The sequence below is a fragment of the Haloferula helveola genome (assembly GCF_037076345.1).
Classification (GTDB): domain Bacteria; phylum Verrucomicrobiota; class Verrucomicrobiia; order Verrucomicrobiales; family Akkermansiaceae; genus Haloferula; species Haloferula helveola.
In genome coordinates, this window is the sequence record NZ_AP024702.1 from 3329331 (window position 1) to 3350937 (window position 21607).

The 21607-nt window shown below is 58.4% G+C and carries 9 protein-coding genes; 7 read left to right on the top strand and 2 right to left on the bottom strand.

The annotated features are described in order from the left end of the window. Positions 1 to 5: 5 nt before the first annotated feature. Both HAHE_RS12585 and HAHE_RS12590 read left to right on the top strand, forming a co-directional pair. Complete coding sequence (locus HAHE_RS12585; protein ID WP_338684929.1) at positions 6 to 5408, top strand: RHS repeat-associated core domain-containing protein; 5403 nt, start codon at positions 6 to 8, stop codon at positions 5406 to 5408. Between the two features lie 121 nt (positions 5409 to 5529). Beyond that, the gene (locus HAHE_RS12590; RefSeq protein WP_338684931.1) at positions 5530 to 5910 is read left to right on the top strand and encodes a hypothetical protein; all 381 of its coding nucleotides are present in this window, start codon (positions 5530 to 5532) and stop codon (positions 5908 to 5910) included. A 270-nt stretch (positions 5911 to 6180) separates the two neighbouring features. Here HAHE_RS12590 and HAHE_RS12595 read toward each other — a convergent pair whose 3' ends face one another. Next, positions 6181 to 6612 (bottom strand): hypothetical protein, encoded by a 432-nt coding sequence (locus HAHE_RS12595; protein WP_338684932.1) that lies wholly within the window; start codon positions 6610 to 6612, stop codon positions 6181 to 6183. A gap of 609 nt (positions 6613 to 7221) precedes the next feature. On the opposite strand from HAHE_RS12595, the gene HAHE_RS12600 reads away from it, so the two are divergent. Then, a complete protein-coding gene (locus HAHE_RS12600; protein ID WP_338684934.1) occupies positions 7222 to 7863 on the top strand; it encodes a hypothetical protein in 642 nt (213 codons plus the stop codon). Here HAHE_RS12600 and HAHE_RS12605 read toward each other — a convergent pair. Continuing rightward, positions 7821 to 8975 (bottom strand): matrixin family metalloprotease, encoded by a 1155-nt coding sequence (locus tag HAHE_RS12605; RefSeq protein WP_338684935.1) that lies wholly within the window; start codon positions 8973 to 8975, stop codon positions 7821 to 7823. The two genes, HAHE_RS12600 and HAHE_RS12605, sit on opposite strands and share 43 nt — an antisense overlap. Before the next feature lie 1558 nt (positions 8976 to 10533). Here HAHE_RS12605 and HAHE_RS12610 point away from each other — a divergent pair. The 4 genes from HAHE_RS12610 to HAHE_RS12625 all read left to right on the top strand — a co-directional run bounded on the left by HAHE_RS12610 (position 10534) and on the right by HAHE_RS12625 (position 20837). Next, a complete protein-coding gene (locus HAHE_RS12610) occupies positions 10534 to 13401 on the top strand; it encodes a hypothetical protein (protein ID WP_338684936.1) in 2868 nt (955 codons plus the stop codon). Positions 13402 to 13482: 81 nt separating this feature from the next. Further along, complete coding sequence (locus HAHE_RS12615; protein ID WP_338684937.1) at positions 13483 to 14418, top strand: hypothetical protein; 936 nt, start codon at positions 13483 to 13485, stop codon at positions 14416 to 14418. 10 nt (positions 14419 to 14428) lie between these two features. Then, the gene (locus HAHE_RS12620) at positions 14429 to 20368 is read left to right on the top strand and encodes an RHS repeat-associated core domain-containing protein (RefSeq protein ID WP_338684938.1); all 5940 of its coding nucleotides are present in this window, start codon (positions 14429 to 14431) and stop codon (positions 20366 to 20368) included. Further along, the gene (locus HAHE_RS12625) at positions 20349 to 20837 is read left to right on the top strand and encodes a hypothetical protein (protein WP_338684940.1); all 489 of its coding nucleotides are present in this window, start codon (positions 20349 to 20351) and stop codon (positions 20835 to 20837) included. Before HAHE_RS12620 ends, HAHE_RS12625 begins: the two co-directional genes overlap by 20 nt. The last annotated feature ends 770 nt before the right edge of the window (positions 20838 to 21607 follow it).

A 21607-nucleotide genomic window follows, 5' to 3' on the forward strand; every position in this document is an offset into this window, starting at 1 on the left:
ACCCGATGAGACCCCATGCCTTCGCAGGTCTGCTGACCCTTTGCGCCCTCGTATCGAGCCCGGCTGAGGAGCCGGTGCCTGCCCCTGAAGCCATCCCTGCCGATGCTCTGACCGAGCTGCGTTACCGCAGCGTGTTGCCAATGCCTTACTTCGAGGAGAATGGGCAACCGCAGGCCGCCGAGCTCGAGGCGCTGCAGGCTGCGATCTCCGCTTGGAAAAAGGGAGAGGACAAAGAGGACCGTCTCGGCCCCTTGAAGGGCTTTGTCGAGGCCCACCCCGCCGGAACGTTCCGACTTTGGGTGGAGGCATCGATTGCCGACGAGCTTTACAGATCCGGGCGCTACAGTGCGGCCCTTCGCTCATGGGAATCGGCTTGGAGCCGCTCGAAAGGAATGTTCGAGAGCAAACCACGGCAGAAGGCGTACGCCGGACGCGTGGGTGTCGAACTGGGCGGGCTCTATGCCCGGCTCGGCAGGAAGCACGATCTCGGGCGACTGCTGCAGGACCTGGACGGATTCGCTCTGATCGGACCGGATACCGAGAAGCGCCAACGGATCAGGGAGGCCTACACGCAGATGGGCCTGCACCCGGAGCGGTCGTTCAACTGCGGTCCGTTCGCACTCGCGAACGCTCTGGAGTCCACCGATGTCGAGCGCAAGGTCGTGGCCGAGATCCGCAACACGCCGGGGGATGGGGGCGGATTCACGTTGGCTGACCTCAAGGCGATGCTCGATGAGCACGGGTTGAAGTGGCAGGTCGCACGCCTCGGCGAAGAGGGGAAGCCGGTGTTTCCCTGTGTGGTCCACTGGCATGCGGACCACTATGCAGCAGCCCTGAAGTCGCGTGGCAGCAAGGTGCTGGTGGTCGATCCGACCTTTGAGGTTCGGAAGTGGATTCCGATGGATGAGTTTCTGGCCGAGTCCAGCGGCTCGTTCCTGATCCCCGGAGAGCAGCCTCCTTCGGGATGGGAGGCGCTCAGCCAGTCGGAGATGGCTTCGGTCAATGGCCGGGGTGCCCCCGAAGCCAAGGATGACGACGATGACGGCTGCGAGAAGTCATGCGGTGGAGGTTCGGGCATGCCCTACTACGGCTACGACGAGTTCTCCCTCGGGATCATGATCCGCGACACGCCGCTCGTCATGGAGACCCCGTTCGGGCCGGGCATGCAGTTCACCCTGACCTACAAGGAGAACTCCAAGGTCCGCGACGACCCGAACATGCCTTTCAGCAACGTCGGAACCAAATGGAGCTTCAACTTCCATTCATTCATCCGCCAGGACGACGTCGATACCTCGAAGTACCGTCTTTACCTGCCCGGCGGACGGCAGGAGACCCACGTCCATAACGGGACGGATTTCGATCTCAACCGGATGTCCCACGCGCAGCTTACCACGATCACCGGTGGGTACAAGCGGACGTCCAACGATGGATTTGAGATGCTGTTCACGAAGTTGTCTGACGACACGGAACGTCACTACCTGACCGAACTGCGTGATCCGCAAGGGAACTCCCTCACGCTCAGCTACATCGCAGGTCCGAGCAGTGTCGGAGACCTGCTGGATGAGGTTGCAGACGGCTTCGGCCGCAAGCTCGTCTTCAAGTATGAGGAGGCCGGCGAACCGTGGCTCGTGAGCCGTGTCGTTGAGAAGGTGGGCGCCACCGAGTGCCGGGAAGTCTCACTCGACTACGCGGACGGCGAGCTTGCCGGAATCACCGACGCGGAGGGCATCTATTCGAGCTTCGGATACGCGGACGCGACCGATCTTAGCGCGGTCTCCTCGATGACCACCCCGTATGGAACGACCCGGTTCGACAAGACCTCGTTCACGCGTCCGTTCGGCAGCCCCGCCAACGACCTCTACTTCTCCACCCTTACGATTACCGACCCCGTTGGTCTGCAGGAGAAGCTGCTCTATGCCCCTTTCGTCGATGACGACGCGTTCCCAGAGGTCGACGAGAGTGCTTTCGACCAGCTCGACAACACCAACAACCCATTCTGGCCGGAGAGCAACGTTTGGGTCCGGGATGCCTACCTGAACGAGGCGGTCACATTTCATTGGGACAAGAAGGCCAACAAGTACCACCCGCCGAACTTCCAGACCGGCAAGAATTTCGAGTTCTCAAGCTTCACGGTGTGGATGCTCGGCTATGTTCCGTCGCTGGGGATCTACAAGACCATGCCCTACGTGGACGCCACCAAAACTCCGCTGACGGAGTGGCAGCTGGCTGATTACCCCGACGATACGCCCGCCGAGGATCTTCCGACTGATCCGGTCGACTTTCTCCCGATCGCCGAGGGAATGATGGTCAGGAACGAGTCCGGAGCCCTTACGCCCGCCATCTCAAGATTCGAATACACCTCGACGGGATTGGTGAAAGTGGCAACCGATCCACTCGGCCGCCGTCTGGAGTACATTTACGCCGGCAACGGAATCGACGTGGAGGAAGTATGGGTTGGAGAACCCACGGGCGGGAACCCGGGCGAGTATCAGACGAGCGGAATGGTTTACGGAGGAAGTGTCAGCTACCTGCCCACCGAGATTTACGATGCGGCCAACAACAAAACCACCATCGTCTACAATTCGAAGGGTCAGGTGACCCAGGTTACGAATGCTCTCAACGAAATTCTCGACTTTACCTACGGATGGCCGACCGGATTCACGGATCCAACGCCGGGATCTACCGCCGCCGACAACGACGGATTTCTGCAATCGATCAAACTGACTGACTCGGCCAACAGTCTCTCGGCAGTAACCGTTCTTTCACTGACCTACCACGACAACACCGGCTACGTTCACACGGCTACGGACTCTCTGACCGGACTGGTGACCACGTTCAACACCTACGATGACCTCGGCAGAGTCACCAAGGTGACGCATCCGGACCAGAGCACCGAGGAGTATTTCTACGAGCTCGATGGGGTGAAGTATCTCGATCCGGTTCGACATCTGAACCGGGAAGGCATGAACACCCACTATGCCTACAACGGGAATCGCCAACTGATCTCGATCATCGATCCCGAAATGCGGAATACCCGCATCAAGTGGTGCTCCTGCGGGCACATGGAGGCCATTACCGATGCCCTCGGGCGGCATACGGAGTGGAAGCGGGACCTGCTCGGGCGGGTCACCCGAAAAATCCTGCCCGATGGTAAGGAGATCTCTTACACCTACGAGGGGGAGAGCGGCCGGCTGGACACGGTCACCTATCCGGAGGAACAAGGCGGGGCGAACGCGTCCGTTGACTTTGATTGGCATCTGGACGGCCAGCTTGCCGAGAAGAGCCATCCGGGCGACACCGACCCCTTCTTCGCGCAATTTACCTACGACGACCTCCTCGGTCGAATGCAGACGGCGAAGTGGTATGACGAAGACGGCGTCCAGCAGACCACGAGCTATGGCTACCATTCGCTGGTCAGCGCTCTTGGGAGCGGGCAGACCGGGAACCTGGGTGCGGGTCTGCTCCATACGGTGGACGGGCCGTGGGCGGACGACACCGTGGTCCACTCGTACGATGCGCTGAACCGACGGATCGGCACTCAGATTGCCGACGACGGCTCCCCTTGGGCCAATCCCACCTTCAGTTGGGCGATCTCGACCATCGATGGGCTGGGACGCATCACCCAGCACGTGAACGACATGGGAACCTTCACGACCGCTTACACCGGCACCGACACGCGACCGGATTCGGTCACACGCGGATCCTTCCAGACGCTCTACAACTACCTTCCGTCCAATCAGGGCGGTTTCCTGAGCCAGATCCACAACAAGCACGGAAGCACGACGATCTCGAAGTTCGACTACACCTATACTCCGGATGGGAAGATCGCCACATGGACGAAGGAACAGGGCGGAACGGTCAAATTCATGGAATTCGTCCACGATCTTGCCGGCCAACTGACCAAAGCCACCATCCGCCAGACCAACGCATCGGGAGCCATTCTCGAGACCTTGGGATACGGCTACGATCGCGCAGGCAACCGGACGGCAAAGACGGTCGATGGAGAACCGTTCACCGCGAACTTCAATTCCCGGAACCAGCTCACGACCGGCGACTTTCTCGGTGAAGTCCCGTTCGTTGGTGAAATGGACGAATGGGCCGAGGTCGAGGTTACAGCGGGCGGCGAAACCAAGGAGGCCCGGGTCCGCGAGTTCGGTTCGAGCTGGATCTTCGAGACGAAAGTGCCGCTGGAGAGCGACGGCACGACCCAGGTTGATGTTCAGGCGACCGACGTCACCAGTAACGTGACAAGTAAGAGCTACCGGATCGACTCCGGCAGCGGCCAGTGGGCGAGCCTGACATACGACGACAACGGGAACACGGTCAGTCGGACCGTAGATGGGGTCACTACGACCTATACATGGGACAGGGAGAATCGCCTTGAGACGGTAAGTGTTGGCGGAGTTACCGAGCGCTTCGTCTACAATGCGACTGGCGAACGCGTGAAGATCATCCGGGATCCGGGCGGCGCGGGGGAGGTTGAGCGGAGATTTGTGTGGATAGGAGGGATCCGTCCAGCGCAGGAACGCAGCGGCTCGAATGTGATTGTGTCAAAATTCCATGCCGAAGGTGAACTGCGCCGCAACTCCTCGACCTTTGACGACTATTTGTATTGCCGAGACCACCTAGGTAGTGTGCGCGAATTTGTTGCATCGAGTGGCTCGGTTGTGGCGTGCCGAGACTACTCGCCGTATGGGATTCTAGACCAGATAGGCTCTCCGACGTTAGAGCCCTCTCTGGGATATGCAGGCTACTTCAATCACGAGCTGTCCAGCAATTACCTAACAGCTTATCGCGCTTACGACCCATCCCTTGGGAGATGGGTTTCATCCGATCCCTGGGAGTCGATTGTAGGCACCGCGGCTGAGAGGTTGCCTGAGGGGCCAAATCTCTATGGATATGTTGGGAATTCTGTGCTGTCGAGCCTCGATCCTCTCGGTTTGCGAGAATATGGTCTCGGTATTAATGGGGTCGCTGCTGCAGTTGGTGGTGGGTGTGGCGAACTAGGAATCTATATATCAGGAGACTCATCTAAGCCGCTTCTGGATAGAATCGGGTTATACGGCGGAGTAGGAGCCGTCGTTGGCTTTGACATCGGCGTTGGGCTTACGGCCTCAGCCTATGCGGACGGTGATCTCGCTGGGCGCACCACCAACGTTGGAGCAGGATTGGGGCCGTTTGGTGTCGGATTGGGGCAGCCTTCGGATGGGGGGGACTTATTTGATGAAGCAGGTAAGGCGATTAGTGAGGTCGTGAATGGCACCGGGGAAAACAAAGGAGGCGCCTGTGCGAGTGTTAATTTGGGAGCGCCGGTTGCGGCTACGGCAAGTCGCACCCACACGGGAGTCCTCACTCCCGGTGATGTGGTCAGAGCGATTGGTGGGTTTATCAAATCAATAATTCCATGATGCCTTGACTGTCATTATCAAGCTATGGAGGGGGCTCACGTCGCTCCTGTTTCCACCAATGATTCGGAGAGTTTTTTCGACTACAAGGTGTTTCGAAGTAGATGTTGCTAGTCTGGGTGAAGTGGCGCAGGACCTCAAAGGTTTGCCGCAGTCGTTGGTGGTCTGTCTTGGCGATGAGCCTGATAGTGTTGAGGTTCGATCATGCCAACCTTTTTGGGTGAACTGGCTGCAGGCCGAATTCATCATTAGACGGGAGGCAGGTCAGTCGAAGATCACCTGCTTCATGACCTATGATGTAGCCGCGAAAGTATTGGTAATAACTTCACTAATCTTAGTCGCCGTAACATCGATCCTCGCGTTGAAGTGGGTGGGGTTGGCCGTGCTGCTGCTAGCAATCAATCTTTTTTCGGTTGCCTTAGCGATATTTGATATGCCGAATCGGGCAGTCCTCAGAACCCTCAGCAATCAGCTCGTAAGTGTGGGGTGTCAGGATCCATGTTGACCGAGTGTCCTATCCCTCATCGTTTGCCTTCATGCACGCGGAGCTTATGTGCAATGATGTGGGAATTCAGTTCATATGCTTTGCCAAGGGTGTTTGGTCGAAACGGTGGGGCCTGCGGAAGTCATGAGGAGGGCCTAGATCTAGATCCACAACTGACGATCGGCGTCGATATTGGCCCTCACGGGCCGGAATATCAGGCTCTGATGCGCTATGCGAATTTTCTTTGGCCGGATGACGGGTCCGTTTCGGAAAAGGCTTCCGGCAAGCAGGCTAAGGCTGACTTGGTTTGTCGTTCTTGTTGTGGATCAGCTGGTTGGAAGTAATGTTCCAGCTCAGTAGTTTAGCCTCTGCTTCTTCGATTTGATAGATGAACTGCTCACTACCTGTCCCATTTTCAAAAACTGTGTTATACGAAATCGTAACCGTAGTGCTGAGATTCTGAGACATTGAGCTCCATGAGCTCAGCTTTGAGGAAACAACCGGCCCTAGGCGGCTTCTTACAGTGCGGATAAAGGCGACGATGTCATCCTTGGGTTGTGAGGACTGGAAATCTCTATGAGCAGCATTGTAGATCCCTTCAAAATCTGCTGCGCTGAACTTTGCATGAAAATCAACCACGGCACCCTCGGCTTCGGTGCGGCTTTTGGTAGGGTTGCATCCCCCTAGAAAGACGGCAAGGCAAGCTCCGATTACAAGTCTCATGAAGGGGATTTAGTTGGATGCAGTGAGAATTACAAGTCTCCTGAGACTCTTCCTGGAGTGTTGGGTGGGATTAGTTGCAGCCAACCGCAGTGGGCTTGCCAACCGGTGATGATGCCAAGTTTCGGATCGGAGCTTCTCGTGCGTAGTGGTCCTTCCGGTGCGTGCGGTCTTACCATTCCGAACGCTCCAGTACCTGGCCCCTCCCCGATCCTGTGCTGTCCCCGCCAGTCCGGACCCGCTCCTTGATTTGAATCTTTCAGCCGAAGCATCAGTCCTTCACGCGGGTCAGGGGCGCGACTTGTTCGATGGTGGCTGCATGCTGCTTCCGGCTAGGTCCGGAGGGCAATCTCCAGCGCGCTGTGGATCTTGCATTGGTAAATCCCGCTTCGAAGGCATCCCGCGAGGATGCAGGAGCTCTTGTCCTGAGACTTTCGGGACTCTGCAGGGTAAAGGTAACTGATGGCGTGGTCGTAACGCCTCGATCCCGAATGTCGATCGTTTGGGATTGCACATTATCTAACATTCTACCATGATTACATCAGCTTGTAGTCCTAGTAAACCGTGCCCGGGTTGCCGGGCGTCGCCAGCCCCGGCACGCAACCACTTCCCATGATGCCTTATCGCTCCCTCCGTTTCCTGATCTGCCTTGCAGCGCTCCATGTGCCTTCGGTGGCAGGTGGACAGGATGATCTCTCCGATCTGAACGATGACCCGGCCGTGAGAGAGCTGCGGCTGAAGGCTGCGGTTCAGGCCGCACAGTTACAGCTGGAGTCGGTGCAGGCCCAAGCTGCGGAAGCGAAGCTACGTGCTGCCGTCGCACAGGCAGAGCTGGCCGCCGCCTTGGCTGGGCATCAGGCGACGATTGCGGGCAAGGAAAAGAACATTCGTGAGGTTCTCTTCGGCGAGACGGTAAAACCTGTAGATGGAACCATCGAAGCCAACTCCAAGGCCGAAGCCTATGTTATCGCTTCGCAGCAAATCGACCGGCTGGGACGGGAGATTGCTGCAGAGCTGAGGGCAAGGTGCCCCTTGGCCCAGGGCAATCGGGTATACCTTCTGGAGGGGGAGCCCGATGCCGGTCTCGGCGCCATGATACGTTCCTACGATGTCATTGCCCAGCGCCTTAGGTCGGTGTCGCTTGGGGTCCAGAAACAGACAGCCGATCTCAGCAAATTCATCCGGGACTCCGAAGGCCGCCGCCCGACGGATCAATCGGGAGGGCCATCCTCTAACAGGGCGACACACGGGTAGTGCATGACAGACGCCCGGTCAAACTTGGTGATCGGCTTCGAGTTCTGCGCAGACTCCAAAGTACAGAATTCGCTGATCCAAGCAGGCGCATCCGGGCTGATGTGCTCGTGACGGCAGCCCAGCACATGGCCGAGTTCGTGACGAATGATCCCGATCTTGTTGATCTTGGTCGTATAGTATTCGTCCGGATCAATCAGGAGCATGCGACGGTACCAAGGGTCGTTCGGAAAGAAAGCCCGGGCGATCGTCGACCCGATCTCCTGCTGGGCGACAACGAACAGAACCGCTCGTTCGCCTTCAGCATCCTTCGGGAAAGTCTGGCTGCGGGGCACTTCGTCAAATTCCTTGCGATGTTCGAACTGGATGTTGCACACGGCACTCCAGTCCGCAGCGGCCGACTTCATGTTCTCGCAGATTTGCTCATATTTCGCCTGGTCATCCCCAAAGGTCCACCTGAGCACGCAGTAGGTGAGGGTCGATCCCGGAGTCCAGCGGACGACCCTTCCTTCTTCCGTCGCCGCACGCAGTGGTGTCTGGACGACGGACGAGCCGGCAGGGTCAGCTGACAGGAAGGTGTCTTCGAAGGCGTCTTCTTGTCCGCGGAATGCGGCGGTCGCCTGCTGATAATAGAGAACGGCCTCGAGTTCGTTGAGAGCGATGTCTTCTTCCACATGGTAGTAAGTGACTTCGACAGGCTTTCCCTCACCCTTCCCTTCGTTCAACTCGGCGAGTCCGCCCAAGATCGGCTCCCCGTTCGGTCGTTCCACAATGACCGAGGTTTCCAACGAAGCCATGAAGGCCTCAATCGTCTGCAAAGAGGCCGGGAGGGGCTTGAACAGGTCCGTGTCTTCACCGGTCTCGGTCTCGAATACCGTCAGTGGGATAAGCCATCCGCTGTCTCCTCCGCGCATTCCTCCGGGATCCGGAGGGAACAGGGCGGATCGCTTGGAGTTTCTGGGTGCGGCCCTCTGATTCAGTTTCAGGAGTTCCGCAGGGTCCCGTTCGAGCAAGACCACGCCCCGGCTCTTGTCACGGGCCGCTACCGGCTCGGCAACTGAAGGAACTTGGAGGATTGCCAAGAGAGAGGCGATCAGAATGTGTTGTGTGAACATGTCATGTTGGATTGGGGGTCAGGCGATATCGGCCGGGTGGCCGATGATCGCCTAGCTGATTAGCCGAAGGCCGGATGGCGGACCAGCTCGAAAGGTGGCGTGGCAGCAAAAGCGCTTAGAAAGTGGGGTATGCATCTACAGCGATTCAGTCGTGTTCGCATGGCAAGTTCTTCCGCGGAAACTCGACTCACCCATCCGGAACAAGAATTCTAGGATTCGAGGGAAGTCTCTCGATCGTCGGGCATGTCCCTAGGGCGGAAAGCGGAGTGCTCTGAATGAACTATCTCAGGATGCCCGGACTCAGCTGTTCGAGAAGTTGGACTGCCGATGGTGGGCCGGTGGACACTCTGTCGGAGTGCCCATGGAGGCGGGTCGGGCTCCGTGATCGAGTCGCTCGCCAGGTCCCTCTTCATCAAATTCCGGCGCCGCCCGCCTAAGTCTTCATGAAAGCTCCGACTGATGCACTTCAAACTTGAAGTTACCGGTAGAAGGTTGCCCAGCGGATGCCCGCTTCTTCTTTTTCTAAAACGGGTTCCTCGGGTCTGATCGAGCAGATCATAGAGGTGACTCAGTGCTTCTGCGGCACTCCTAGCTGAGTCGTCACCCATCGCGTAGAGCTCTCGGAATCATCACCACTGTCCTGATGGAACCTGTCCATTGGCGTCCAAAGTCGAGTTGTTGCCAAAGCTTTGACTCAGCCAGTGTGGAACAACCATTTCCAGTGGTGGGCTGTTGTCGGCTAGATGTCTGATCCTAGAGGGAAAAGCGTTCCCTTCACGGCTACTCCGTGCGCCGCTACCCCATCGAGCGGGGATACCCCGCAACGCCCCGAAGACCCACCGCGCCACCGGCACCGGTTGTCCGCCGCTCTCTCGCTCGTGCCTCGCTCCTGAGCCGGACGGCCAACCCGTGCCGCCTCCACCCTCCCGCCGAGGCACCGAAACCCGCCTGCGCGGGATTCGGAGGCGAAGAGGATCTGCCCCCGGGCTAAGAGGCTCCCTCCTCCCGCGCCCGCAACCCCAATCGCCGTGACCGTGGCTCGCTGCGCTGCGCCCGCACCATCCCGTCGATTCCGGCTGCGGTTGCTACCTCCTGATTCGTATCGCTGACTGCCGTTTTACGTGTTGCGCAAACCTGTTTGTCTCAAGTCCGACGATTGAAGCAAGTCGCTAAGAGGCCGACCGACCACGGTAGCCTGTATCACCTGCAATTTGGGATATTCCGGAAGCGTGACACACGCCGAGCGCTCGCATTGGGCAAAGCTTTGATCCGGGCCAGTTCGGTTCCGCCTTTCTAGGCCTTGGGAACCTCAGTCGAGCGGATGCTTGAAGCAGGCCAGCATCTATTCGGGTTCCAAGAGAGCACTCTGCAATCGTGCAGATTGCGATCAGGGGTTCGAAGCTCGCATGAGCCCTGTGTGACAATCGTTAGCAGGAAATTGACACTTCTTTTCTCTCGACCATCTAACACGTGATCGATGTAAGCTCCAACCTATCGGTGCGTCAGAATAAAAGCCTCACCGGGCTGCGAGTTCTGAACACCTACATCCATCGAACCCATGACCCCGAAGAAATCCTCGTTGATGTTGGCGAGCGGTGCGGCGCTGGCCGGCCTTGTTGGACTTGCAATGCACTACGATCCGTGGGCCACCGCCTCCATCGACGGCAGGGCTTACTGGGACCCGGCCGACTCCGACGGCGATGGCATGAGTGACGAGTGGGAGGTGGCGCATTTTGGTGATATCACCGCCCGCGCCGGGACTGAGGACGACGACTTGGACGATCTCACGACGCTCGTGGAGTGGCAGAAGGGTGCGGATCCACTGAAGTTCGACCCGAAGTCCGTGGGAGAAGTTGGCGATGTAACGGTGTCCCAGCCGGACGGGCAGTACTGGCACAAGATTCGGACGGAGGGCGTCTACGAGAATCCTGTGGTGATTGTGGGACCCGCCGAACGCGGAGGATGGAATTCCCCGCTGATCACCCGGGTGAGGAACGTCGGCCCGCGCTCCTTCGAATTCCAACTCGAACGTTTCGAATACGACACAGGCGACTGGGAGAACGGCAACATCAAGGTCTCATGGCTGGTGGTCGAGGCAGGTCGCACCGTGCTCGGCAACGGTCTCGCACTCGAGGCGGGAATCGGCCCGGTGACCTCCGAGGGCTCGCCCTTTACCTTCTCAAGCCCGTTCTCGACCACGCCGGTCGTTCTCGCTGAGGCGATCACCTACAACGGCACCCACGGGACCGAGACCCGGGCCTACAATACGAGCCCGGCCGGATTCAGCGTGGTGCTTCAGGATCAGGAGAGCCTCCGTCCCCATGAGAAGACCGAGAACGTCGCCTGGATGGCCATCGAGCCCGGGTTCCTGCAGGACAATTTCGGCCGCCGTCAGGCGGGTTTCTTCACCGGTCTTACCCACCAGTGGAAGACCTACACGTTCGACAAGCGGATGGTGGTGGCTCCCTCGTTCCTCGCAACCATCCAGACCCTGAACGGAACCGATACCGCGGTTCTCCGGTACCGCAACATCACCGACAGCCAGGTCGAGCTGAAGCTTTTCGAGGACCAGTCCCAGGATGACGAGGTCCTTCACAATCTTGCCGAAACCGTGGGCTACTTCATTCCGAAGCACCGCGGGATTTTCCACGTGCTTCCGACGACCGGTGACCAGGACGCCAACGGATTGCCGGATGCTTGGGAGACCGCGAATGGACTGCTTCAGTATCCGCTCGACCAGGGCGGTCTCTTCGGTGATCCGGACGGTGACGGTCTGAACAACCGCGAGGAGTATCTCGCGGGCACCCATCCGGATCTCGCGGACACTGATGGCGATGGCATCTCCGACTACGACGAGATCAACTTCTTCCATTCCGACGCCTTGGCCGGTGACGTCGGTGAATTCGTCCCTTCGTTCACCATTCCCGGCACAAGTGCGGTGGCGACGTGGAACCAGTGGAGCGTCGAATCGAACGGGATCTTCCAAGACCGGCCCAACGGCTGGGCCGAGTATGAGGTCACGGTCACCGACCCGGGAGTCTACGCCCTCGAAACCCTTTTCATCGAACAGATCAACGACGGCACGGCGGACGCTTGTGACCTGATCGTCTCCATTGACGGGGCCCGGGTGCAGCGGTTGCCGGTCACCGTTGATGCTCAGGGTGTCGGCACTCCCCGGGTCATCACGCCGTGGCTGTCGGCGGGTAACCATACCGTCCGGATGCATATCGAAAGCACCCGCTTCTCCCGCCGTTTCGGCATCGGCGAACTGAGGTTCCTCGAGGCAAGCGGTGTCGATTCGGATTCGAGCGGCACGCCCGACTGGGTCGAGGTCAGGATCGGCCTCCAGAACGGAATCGGCACTCCCGCTCTGGCGAGCCGGGGTGAGGTTCCCGAACTTTCCGAGGTGTCGAGCCGAACCTCCCCGGCCTGCCTTGAAGGCCGGGGGCGTTACCCTGAGCTGGTTGCCACCAGTGCGTCGCTTGAGATTTCCCCGGCCCCGAACGGAACATGGTTCTCGGACGTGGAGCTCCCGGTCGACGGCCAACCGCTGTTTGTCTCGCTCGACTATGAGAACGGGGCGGCTTCGGAAGAATTCGCGGTCACTTGGGAAACCACCAATCTCCTCGAACTCGACACGCTGCGGATTCGGCAGGGTGACGCGCTGCGTATTGCGGCATGGACGGTCGGCAACAACAACAACGCCCACCGGGCCGACATCACCGTCGGTGGAGTCGAGCATCTCAACATCGGGATCGACGATCCGCTGGTGGTGGACTTCGACGCGCCCGGCATCCACGTCATTGACTGGGGATACCGCCGTGGAGATGCGAACGGGAACACGAACTTCCTGAGCACCGGCACCTTGACGGTCGAGGTCGTCGGGCGCCCGGTGCTTCCGAGTCCGGTGTGCATTGTCGGCTTCGAGCGTCCCTTCGAGCTCGCGGGAATACCCGATGGTTGCCTCGTCCAGATCGATGACCGGGTCTCGGTCAACGATGGTGTGGAACTCGCGAGCGGCGGTTACTCCTACAACATCGCGGTCACCGAGGCCGAAACCCGGCAAGCCATCGTGCGCCTTGGCTACCACGGCCCGATTCTGGCCGCCACGGACATCCGGGGAGTGGGAATCCACTCGGGCACCGAGACCGGGGTGGAAGTGGTCGACTCTTTCAATGACGGAAGCTTCATCCTGCGAATGCCGGTATTCCTGACCGGTTCGGTCGGGGATCTCAGTGTGGTGTCCGACATCTTCCGGGCAGGAGTAACGTTCCTGGACGGAACCACGAGCTACACGATCGACCCCGGGGAGTTCGATGAGTTCGGGTTCATGAACCTGGACTACTTCGTCCCGGAAGCCGACAGCACCAACTGCCACCGTTTCGCGGTGTATCAGGACGGTGTGCGGATCGCCTACTTCAACTGATCGGGAAAGATTCGAGCGGTCGGAATGATGGGCAGGGGATCACATTGGCGTCGTGCGTTCGCACATCCGGTCGGCCGGTTGGTGATCGTCGTCGCTGTGGTATTTGCCGGGCTTCACCTGTTCGAACGACCCGCTCCGACCAAGCAGCAACCATCGCGGGACTCGGTCGAGCGGCCCGTCATCGAAGAGCGGGTGCGAACCGTCGGGCCGGAGACAAAGCGGGTGGAGAGCGGGAAACCCCGCCCGCTTTCCGACGCATGGGTTCTGGCAACCGCGGACGGTGTACCGGTGCCGGCCCGTGACCCGGAGGCGGAACTTAGGCGCTTGCGTTCGGCTTTGCCGGTGGAGGCGGTGGATACGGGAGTGCTCCCGGAGCTACTCTATCCCCCTGATTCCGAAGCCGGACCGAGCGTGGTGGGCCGGATCAGCATGCTTCGGGAGATGGCCTTCCAAGGGCTGGATGAGTCGCAGGCCGGGCTGATGCTCGGATTCCTCAAGGAAGCCAAGAACCTCCCTGGTCACGAACTTTGGTTCGCCGACGAGGTGTTCAACGCCCTCCGGGCACAGGATCCGGCACCGGTGGTGCTGGAGAACGCGTTTGCCGAGGTCCTCGACTCCGCCACAACGGATCCAAATGTAAGGGACTACGCTGCACAGCATCTGGGGCACCTGCTGGAAGCGGGGCATGCGGGTGGTATTGCGGAAGAAGCTCTCCTGAAGGCTGTCCGTGTCGGAAAGGGTGTCTTCGCTGGGTCTGCTCTCATGTCCTTGCAACGGGCATCCTCCGAGGGAGCCCTGACAACGGGCTCGAAAGAACTCCTCACACTCGCCGAAGAGCTCGCATCGACCGGATCCTCGGTCTCGTCCCGAATCGCCGCCGTCACCGTCGTTGCCCGTTTGGATCCTGCACGCGGCAACGCGCTCGCCGCTTCCCTGGGCAATGATCCGGGCCAGCCGCTCGCGATGCGGTCTTTCCTCTACAGCTTTACCCAACCCCGCAACTCTCCGAATCCCTGAACCCGAATCCATGAAACCCGTCGGTCATCTTCTACGAACCCTGCCATTTATCGCCCTGATCGTCGCGGCACCCGCGTTGAGGGCTCAGTTCGGCCCCAACAATGTCGTCCCGGACGATCCGTGCGATTACTTCACTTTCGAGCTGCATCGCGATGATCCGGACGTCGGAGGCCGCATGGAAACGACCAATGAATCCAGCGAGTGCAACAAGCTACGCAAGGACGATACCGGCCTGATCGAGTTCAAGGCTGTGGGGATGACAGGCCAGTCATCCCATCACATCGTCACCAATGACATTCTGAGTTACTACAACTCCAACGACTATGGCTGGCGAGTGGTCGTCGGTGGTGCCGAGGTGGGTGGTGGTGTGTTCCCCGAGGGTGACGGAGACCCGATGACGCCGGACGGTATCGATACGACGATCGAGGTCGACCTGAACCGGATCCACAAGTCGGGCAAGTTCGAGATCGAGATTGTCTATCTCGGGAGCCAGACGTCCAGCAAGAGCGTCTGCAAGCGCTACGAGTTCTGTTGCCGTTGTGATTCGTGCGACGGGGAGAGTTGCGAATCTACCGAGACGTCGATCAACGAGTCGGACGGAAGCCTCGAGATCAGCACCGGAGCCGGCTCCGATTCGACTGGGGTCGACGGGGGTGCCGCCGTGACCGCCGAGGTGTCGGACGTCGACGCCTTCCGGAGCGACGCCTCCGATACCGACGATCTTGAAGTGAGCACTTCCGGGCAGGGTTACTCGGTGGACAAGAACCCCGGTGGAGGCCTATTCTTCACCGTCACTGGTGACTGGTATACGACGGCGGGGCCGGTCAGTGCGACGGCCGTGACATCGAAGACCTACACGGCTCCGGGCGGAACCCTGCTTTACGAGGTTGCGTATGAACAAAAATCCGGAACGTGGGGCAACGGCACTTATGACATGGTGGAGATCACGCGGACGAATAGCCACACCGCCGCGGTGACTACTGAGGTTGACCAATATTTCGAGGTATCCCCCACGAAACGCGTGCTCGTCGAGGAAGGCCTCAGGACCACGATCTGGGAGAAGCTTTCGGTGACGCCGAGCAGCTACCTGACCCGTATAAAGGTGATCGAGGCAGGCCAGACGGTCTCCGATAAGTTGATCACGTGGAAGTCCGAGGCGTATGGTTATCGCAAGACCAAAGAGGTGATTGATCCGGACGGTGCCGCCCTCACGACGACGTGGTCCTACTACCCCTCGACGGCTGCCTTCAATGCCCGCGGACGAGTCATGCGGATGGTCGAGCCGACCGGCCAGACAACCGATTATAGCTACACCACTACCGGCACGGAAGTGAAACGGAAATACGGATCCACATTGGAAGAGAAGGTGACGACCTCGATCGTGGGCGACGAGACCACCGTGACCCGGGCGGTGGACAGCACGATAGTGAGCAAGACTGTGATCGATTCGACGACCGCGCGCCGAATCGTGAAGAGCTACTCGGATGCTGCCAACTTCCTGACAACGACCACGTGGTTCCGGCGGGATGCCTCCGACTTCGACGGCACGGTCGCTTCCGTCGACAACCCCGACGGAACCAGGACCGTCTACACCCGCTCTATCGACGGCAACGGTCATCTCAATGTCCGGGTGGAGCGCGGAGCCTTCACCGGCACCACGCTCGACGATGGGGATTCCACGCTGACCATCACCGATCTCGGTGGCCACTTGATCAGCCGGACGACAACCGACGCAGTCAGCAACGCCATCACCGACGACGTCATCGTGACCGACAGCGACACCATGGGGCGCCCGATTGAGTATACGTGGTTCGGCGGTGCCTACGTGACTTCGCGCAGCTTCGCCTGCTGCGGAGTTGTCGATGAAACCGACCGCTACGGCGTCGTCACCTACCACGCCTATGACGCGCTGAAACGCCGCACCAAGAGCAACCGCCTTGGGGTTACCACCCACACTGTCTATGATGGCCTGACTGTGTCCACCCACCGGTATGCCGAGATCGTGGACACCGGGGTTCTGGTCAACGGAGCTCCTACTGCTGGCACGGAGATCTCGCGGAGTGTCCGGAATCTCGCAGGCACTTATTCGGAGAGTCGGCAGGTCTCCCCGAAGACCGGGACCTTGATCAAACTCAATGACTCCACAACCACCTACCTCAATCCGGTGGCCGACAGTCCGACGCAGGGTCTGGAGGGTGACGTCGGCATGCGGGTGGTGACCACCCGCCGGGAACTCGACAGTGGAGGTTCGGACATATGGCCTGCACAGACGACCGATCACTTCAAGGATGGCAGGATCAAGAAGTCGACGGGCGCCCTTGTCCCCGCCAGGACCTATGAATATGGAGTGGACTCCGCCACCACGGCCGGGATCTACGAATATTCGACCCAAGCCTATCTCGACGGCGGCACCGCGAAGGAACGTTCGATCGTGCTCGTCGACTGGTTGGGTCGCAGTGTTTACAGCGGGCCCTGCCCTAATTCCGGGATACCGGACCACCTGTCCAGCCACTCGTACGATTCGACCACCGGTCAACTTCTGAGCTCGGTCGATGCCGATGGGGTGACGACCAGCTACGCATACAACGACAGGGGCGAGCGAACCACCACGGCTATCGATCTCAATAATGACGGGATCGATCTCGGGACCGACATTGTCAGCCGCGTCGAGTCTACCGTGGTCTCGGCCCATTCTACGGTGGTGCGACGCACGGCCACCACGGTATGGTTGGACGATTCGACCCCGTTGGTGCTCAGCCACGAGGACGTGGCTGTCAACGGTCTCGGCAGTTGGTCGATTTTCTACCCGGGTGCAAATGCCGAGGAGAGTTCGTCCATTACCGATTTGGGAACCGCGGGGGATGGCGATTGGACGGTGACCTCAACAGATTCGGCCGATGCTTTCGCGGAGAAGACTTTCACAGATGGCCTGCTTGAGACGGTAAAGTTCTTCAAATCCGCCGGAGGCACGCCCACTGAGCAAACAACCTTTACTACTTACGACACGTTGAACCGTCCAACCCATGTGACGGATGCCCGGACCGGGACGACCGTAACCACTTACAGCAGCCTCACCCTTGACACGGTGGCAAGCGTCGCTGTTCCCGGCCGCGGTACGGTAGCATATACGTACGACCACCAAGGTCGGATGGTGAAAGAGAATCTTCCGGATACCGACGATGAAGCTGGGAACAACCTCGTAAACGAAATCACGAGCCGTTTCCACACGGATGGCACCTTGGCCAGCCGGTCAGGTGGCCAAACGTACGACACCAGTCACACTTACGACTATGCTAGGCGCAAGAAGACGCTCACCACGAATTATGGAGCGACTAACAGTCCCTCGACCACCGAGTGGTTCTACGACACGACGCTCGGAAGGTTGGCCCGCAAGGAGTACGACGACGGCAAGGGAATCGACTATACCTACACGGATGCGGGGCGGCTCAAGAGCAGGGAGTGGTCGAGGGATATCAATGGGGCAGATCCGTCGACCACCATGGCCGAACGACTAAAGGCAACCTATACCTACGACAGCGCGGGACGACTCCACACCGTCACCTACAATGACGCCGTGACCGATGATCTACAGTACGAATACGATCACCTAAATCGCATGAATTGGGTGAAGCAGGGAGGAGTCAAGACTCACGAATATTTCTACAATTCCGGCGACCTCTTGCTGGATTACGAGAAGGTCTCCTACGACCTCAACGGGGATAACGACACCGTCGATGCAGGTGACCTCGTCCGGGTCATCGACCGCTCATACGAGTCCGGATCCGGAACGAGCATCCACCGCCGCCCATCCGGCTTCAGCCTTCAGGATACCGCCAACACGCCGAACGTGGATCATGCGGTGGGCTACCATTACGAGTCGGGAATCAACCGGTTGCTCGGCATCTCCGCCAACGGCGTTCCGAATCTCACCGGGAAGTCCTACGCGTTCGAGTACGAGTATGGCGTGACGAATTCGGCCAGCCTTCTGAGCAAGGTGACAGGCCCTGCGCACACGGTGGAAAACTCCTGGTTTGCAAGCCGCGACATTCTGGCGCTTAAGGAGAACAAGGGCGGTGGATCGACACTGCGTTCTTCCTATGACTACGACTTCGTGGTAGGCATGGAGGCGCACACCGTGAACGAGATCGGACAACGTGGTGGAGTCCTGACCGATGGAACCGCCTTCAGCTCGGCCCCCACCTACCTCTGGGGCTACAATGCCAATGGCGAGGTGACGAGTTCGGACAGCGACACCGGCACAGGCGAGACCGCGGATGACCGCCACTTCACCTACGACGGGATTGGAAACCGTCTTGAGTCGAGGTCCGGAACATCCAGCTCGTCAGGCGGAGCAGCCATTGCCTACACGCCCACGGCACTCAACCAGTACAGCTCAATCGCTTCGTCCAGCCCGGTTCATGATCTGGACGGCAATCTGACCACCGGTGGGCTGCGCAGCGGCGCGCTTCAGTCGCTTTCCGGGACCGCTTTCACGGCCACTCTTTCGTGGGACGCCGAGAACCGCCTGATCGCGGTCGCCGACTCCTCGGCCGTCGTGGCTACCTACGAGTATGACTACATGGGCCGGAGGATCACCGCCACCGCCGCCGGAACGAAGACCGTATTCGTATACGACGGCTGGAATCTGATCGCAGAATTCGAGTTTATCGACGAGAGCTCTGCGCCAAAGCTGGACAAGACCTATACATGGGGTCTGGATCTCAACGGTTCGTTGCGATGGGCTGGTGGGGTCGGGGCCCTCCTCTCGATGCGTGACGAGTCATCGACACCATTTCCGGTCTACTATCCGACCTACGACGGGAACGGCAACGTCAGCGAATATTTGGAATCGAGTGGAGCCGTTGTGGTTCACTTCGAATACGATCCGTTCGGTACATTGCTCGTTAGCACGGACGCGACGGGGTTCTTCCGGTTCCGGTATTCGACCAAGCCGCTGGATCATCAAACTGGACTCTACTACTACGGATACCGTTACTACGACCCGGTGATGGGAAGATGGCCATCAAGGGATCCGATTGAAGAACGTGGAGGGATCAATCTCTATGGATTTGTATACAACGAACCTATTGGATGGATTGATGTTCTTGGGGGTAGCCCGAGAAAGCCGGGTGGTAGTGGATGGCACGGTGGCCCTTCCGGGCGTAGCAAATCCAAAGGTCAGCCCGGCGTCAATCCGTTGGATGCCCTCCGGAGAATGCTTGGAATACCTTTCGATATCCTCTCTGGCGATCTATTCCTCGCACGGGTGGTTGGTAGCAATTTCGATGATACACAGTGTGAGTTCCTGATTACTGTAACCGGAATTCGGACCAAAGGGGTTGCTCAGGGTGACGGTAGCGAGAATGGAAACGCTGAACACAGAGACCGAACGTCAGAACTTCCGGGCTACGAGAATGTTCCCAACTCTACCTACGTCGACAACCCGACGGCGGTTGGTGGGCTTGGTGACTTCGTTCAGATCGTTGGTGATACAGTTGGAGCGATCAGCATAACCTCAGAAAGACTCGCGAACGTAATTAGAAAGGCATATGCAAAAGGGCTTGAAAATGGATGTGAAGAGAAGTGTATCAAAATTCATTTAGTGGCTCATAGTCAAGGAGCCGCGATCTCAACGGGAGCCTTTGCGCTGCTCCCAGCAAACATAAAGGACAATATCTACTTCATTGGTTTAGGTGGGCAGCATAGGGTGGGCGCCGATGGGCTTGGTGGATCAAGAAATATTGAGAATATTGAAGATATTGTCCCGAAAATCCCGAATCAGATATCCGATATTCCGGGGGTGGGGCCGGAAGCAGAGAAGTTCCGTCCAGAGGATGTTGGGCTTCCCGATGGAGAAGAGTCGGGCCCGGTGAGCGGCCATACACTTGGGAACGAAAAATCTGGAGGAGATGGAGCTTATTATAAATATCTTGAACAGCATCCTTGGTGAGATTGCGCGGCTTGTCGCCATTCTTGGCATTCTCGTCGTTGCTTCGTGTTCACCTAGAAACACCGCAATTGATTTGTCGAGCCTAACAGGAAGCGATGAGGTTTTGTCGAGAGGTTATCGGGTTGGTCAAGTCTATCAGACTAGGACTGCCTTGCTAGTCACTGGTAGAAAGAAGCTCTCTCTTAGTGAACCAGGTGGTTCGGAGCCGTTCGTAAAACAGTATATCGATGATCCGGCAAGTTTTAAGAACGTTGTTGGCATTGTTCAAACTGGAACTGATCTTCGGATCTCTAGGGTCGAGATGAGTGATTCAGGCATGGGGGGAATAGTTAATGCTTATGCGATCCTTCTGAATGGGAAGTTCAAAGAACAAGAAGTATTTCTTCGTGGTGTTTCACGATTTGAATACGGCACTCAATATGGCTCAGTCAGCATGCCAGATGAGGAGTGGCTTCAGCTAAAGAGATAACCATATTAGCGCTTCCTAAGCAGATGAAAAAGCATTGTTGCCACAAATCCTCGCTGGTGAGCGTCCCAGCAAGATTCGCCCCTGGTGTGCTGTATAGGCTCGCCTTACTTTTAGTCCTCGGTCTTGTCATGGGGGCTTGTTCAAATCACTCCACGATCATTCGAGGTATAGATTACGGGATGAGTCCCGAAGAGGTCTTAAGTCGACTAGGTCCTAACGAGAATGTCGTGAGCAGAAGCGCTGACAGGATTGTCACGCAGGGTTACGATAAGGATTGGGAGTCGGTTCGGAAAAATGAATACATCTTTATCGAGCGAAAACTAGCGATCCATAAGAATGAGCCGTTGCAGCCATAGTCCCAAATCTCTCGGCCCCGCAGCCTGTTGAGAAGCGGGAGATGAGAACTGTCGGCCCACCGCCGTCCGCAAGAAGAACTGGCTCTTTGTTGGAGGCGAGAACATCGGCGAGAAAGTGGCCATCCTCTCCACCCGCGACGGGACCGCCCGGCTCCACGGCATCGCGCTCTATGTCTACCTCAAGGACCTGCTCGAATGCCGATGTCCTCATAGGTTCAAATCCTGTAGGTCAGACTCTGGTTTCACACGATGGAGCAAGTGAGATCCACGAAAAATCCACACTATTACCCACGGAATTTGGGTGCTTTTTCGGGAAGAGTTCAGTTTTCGTGCATCAGTTTTGCTTCTGCAGCCCTGATTCCTTCGTTCTCGGCGACTTTGCCAAGGTTGATGTCGTCAGTTCGAATCTGATCA

Excerpts from the sequence above, each read along its gene's own strand:
- HAHE_RS12610 (WP_338684936.1), top strand. The coding sequence starts at position 10,534 with ATGACCCCGAAGAAATCCTCGTTGATGTTGGCGAGCGGTGCGGCGCTG.
- HAHE_RS12600 (WP_338684934.1), top strand. The coding sequence starts at position 7,222 with ATGATGCCTTATCGCTCCCTCCGTTTCCTGATCTGCCTTGCAGCGCTC.
- HAHE_RS12620 (WP_338684938.1), top strand. The coding sequence starts at position 14,429 with ATGAAACCCGTCGGTCATCTTCTACGAACCCTGCCATTTATCGCCCTG.
- HAHE_RS12585 (WP_338684929.1), top strand. The coding sequence starts at position 6 with ATGAGACCCCATGCCTTCGCAGGTCTGCTGACCCTTTGCGCCCTCGTA.
- HAHE_RS12595 (WP_338684932.1), bottom strand. The coding sequence starts at position 6,612 with ATGAGACTTGTAATCGGAGCTTGCCTTGCCGTCTTTCTAGGGGGATGC.
- HAHE_RS12605 (WP_338684935.1), bottom strand. The coding sequence starts at position 8,975 with ATGTTCACACAACACATTCTGATCGCCTCTCTCTTGGCAATCCTCCAA.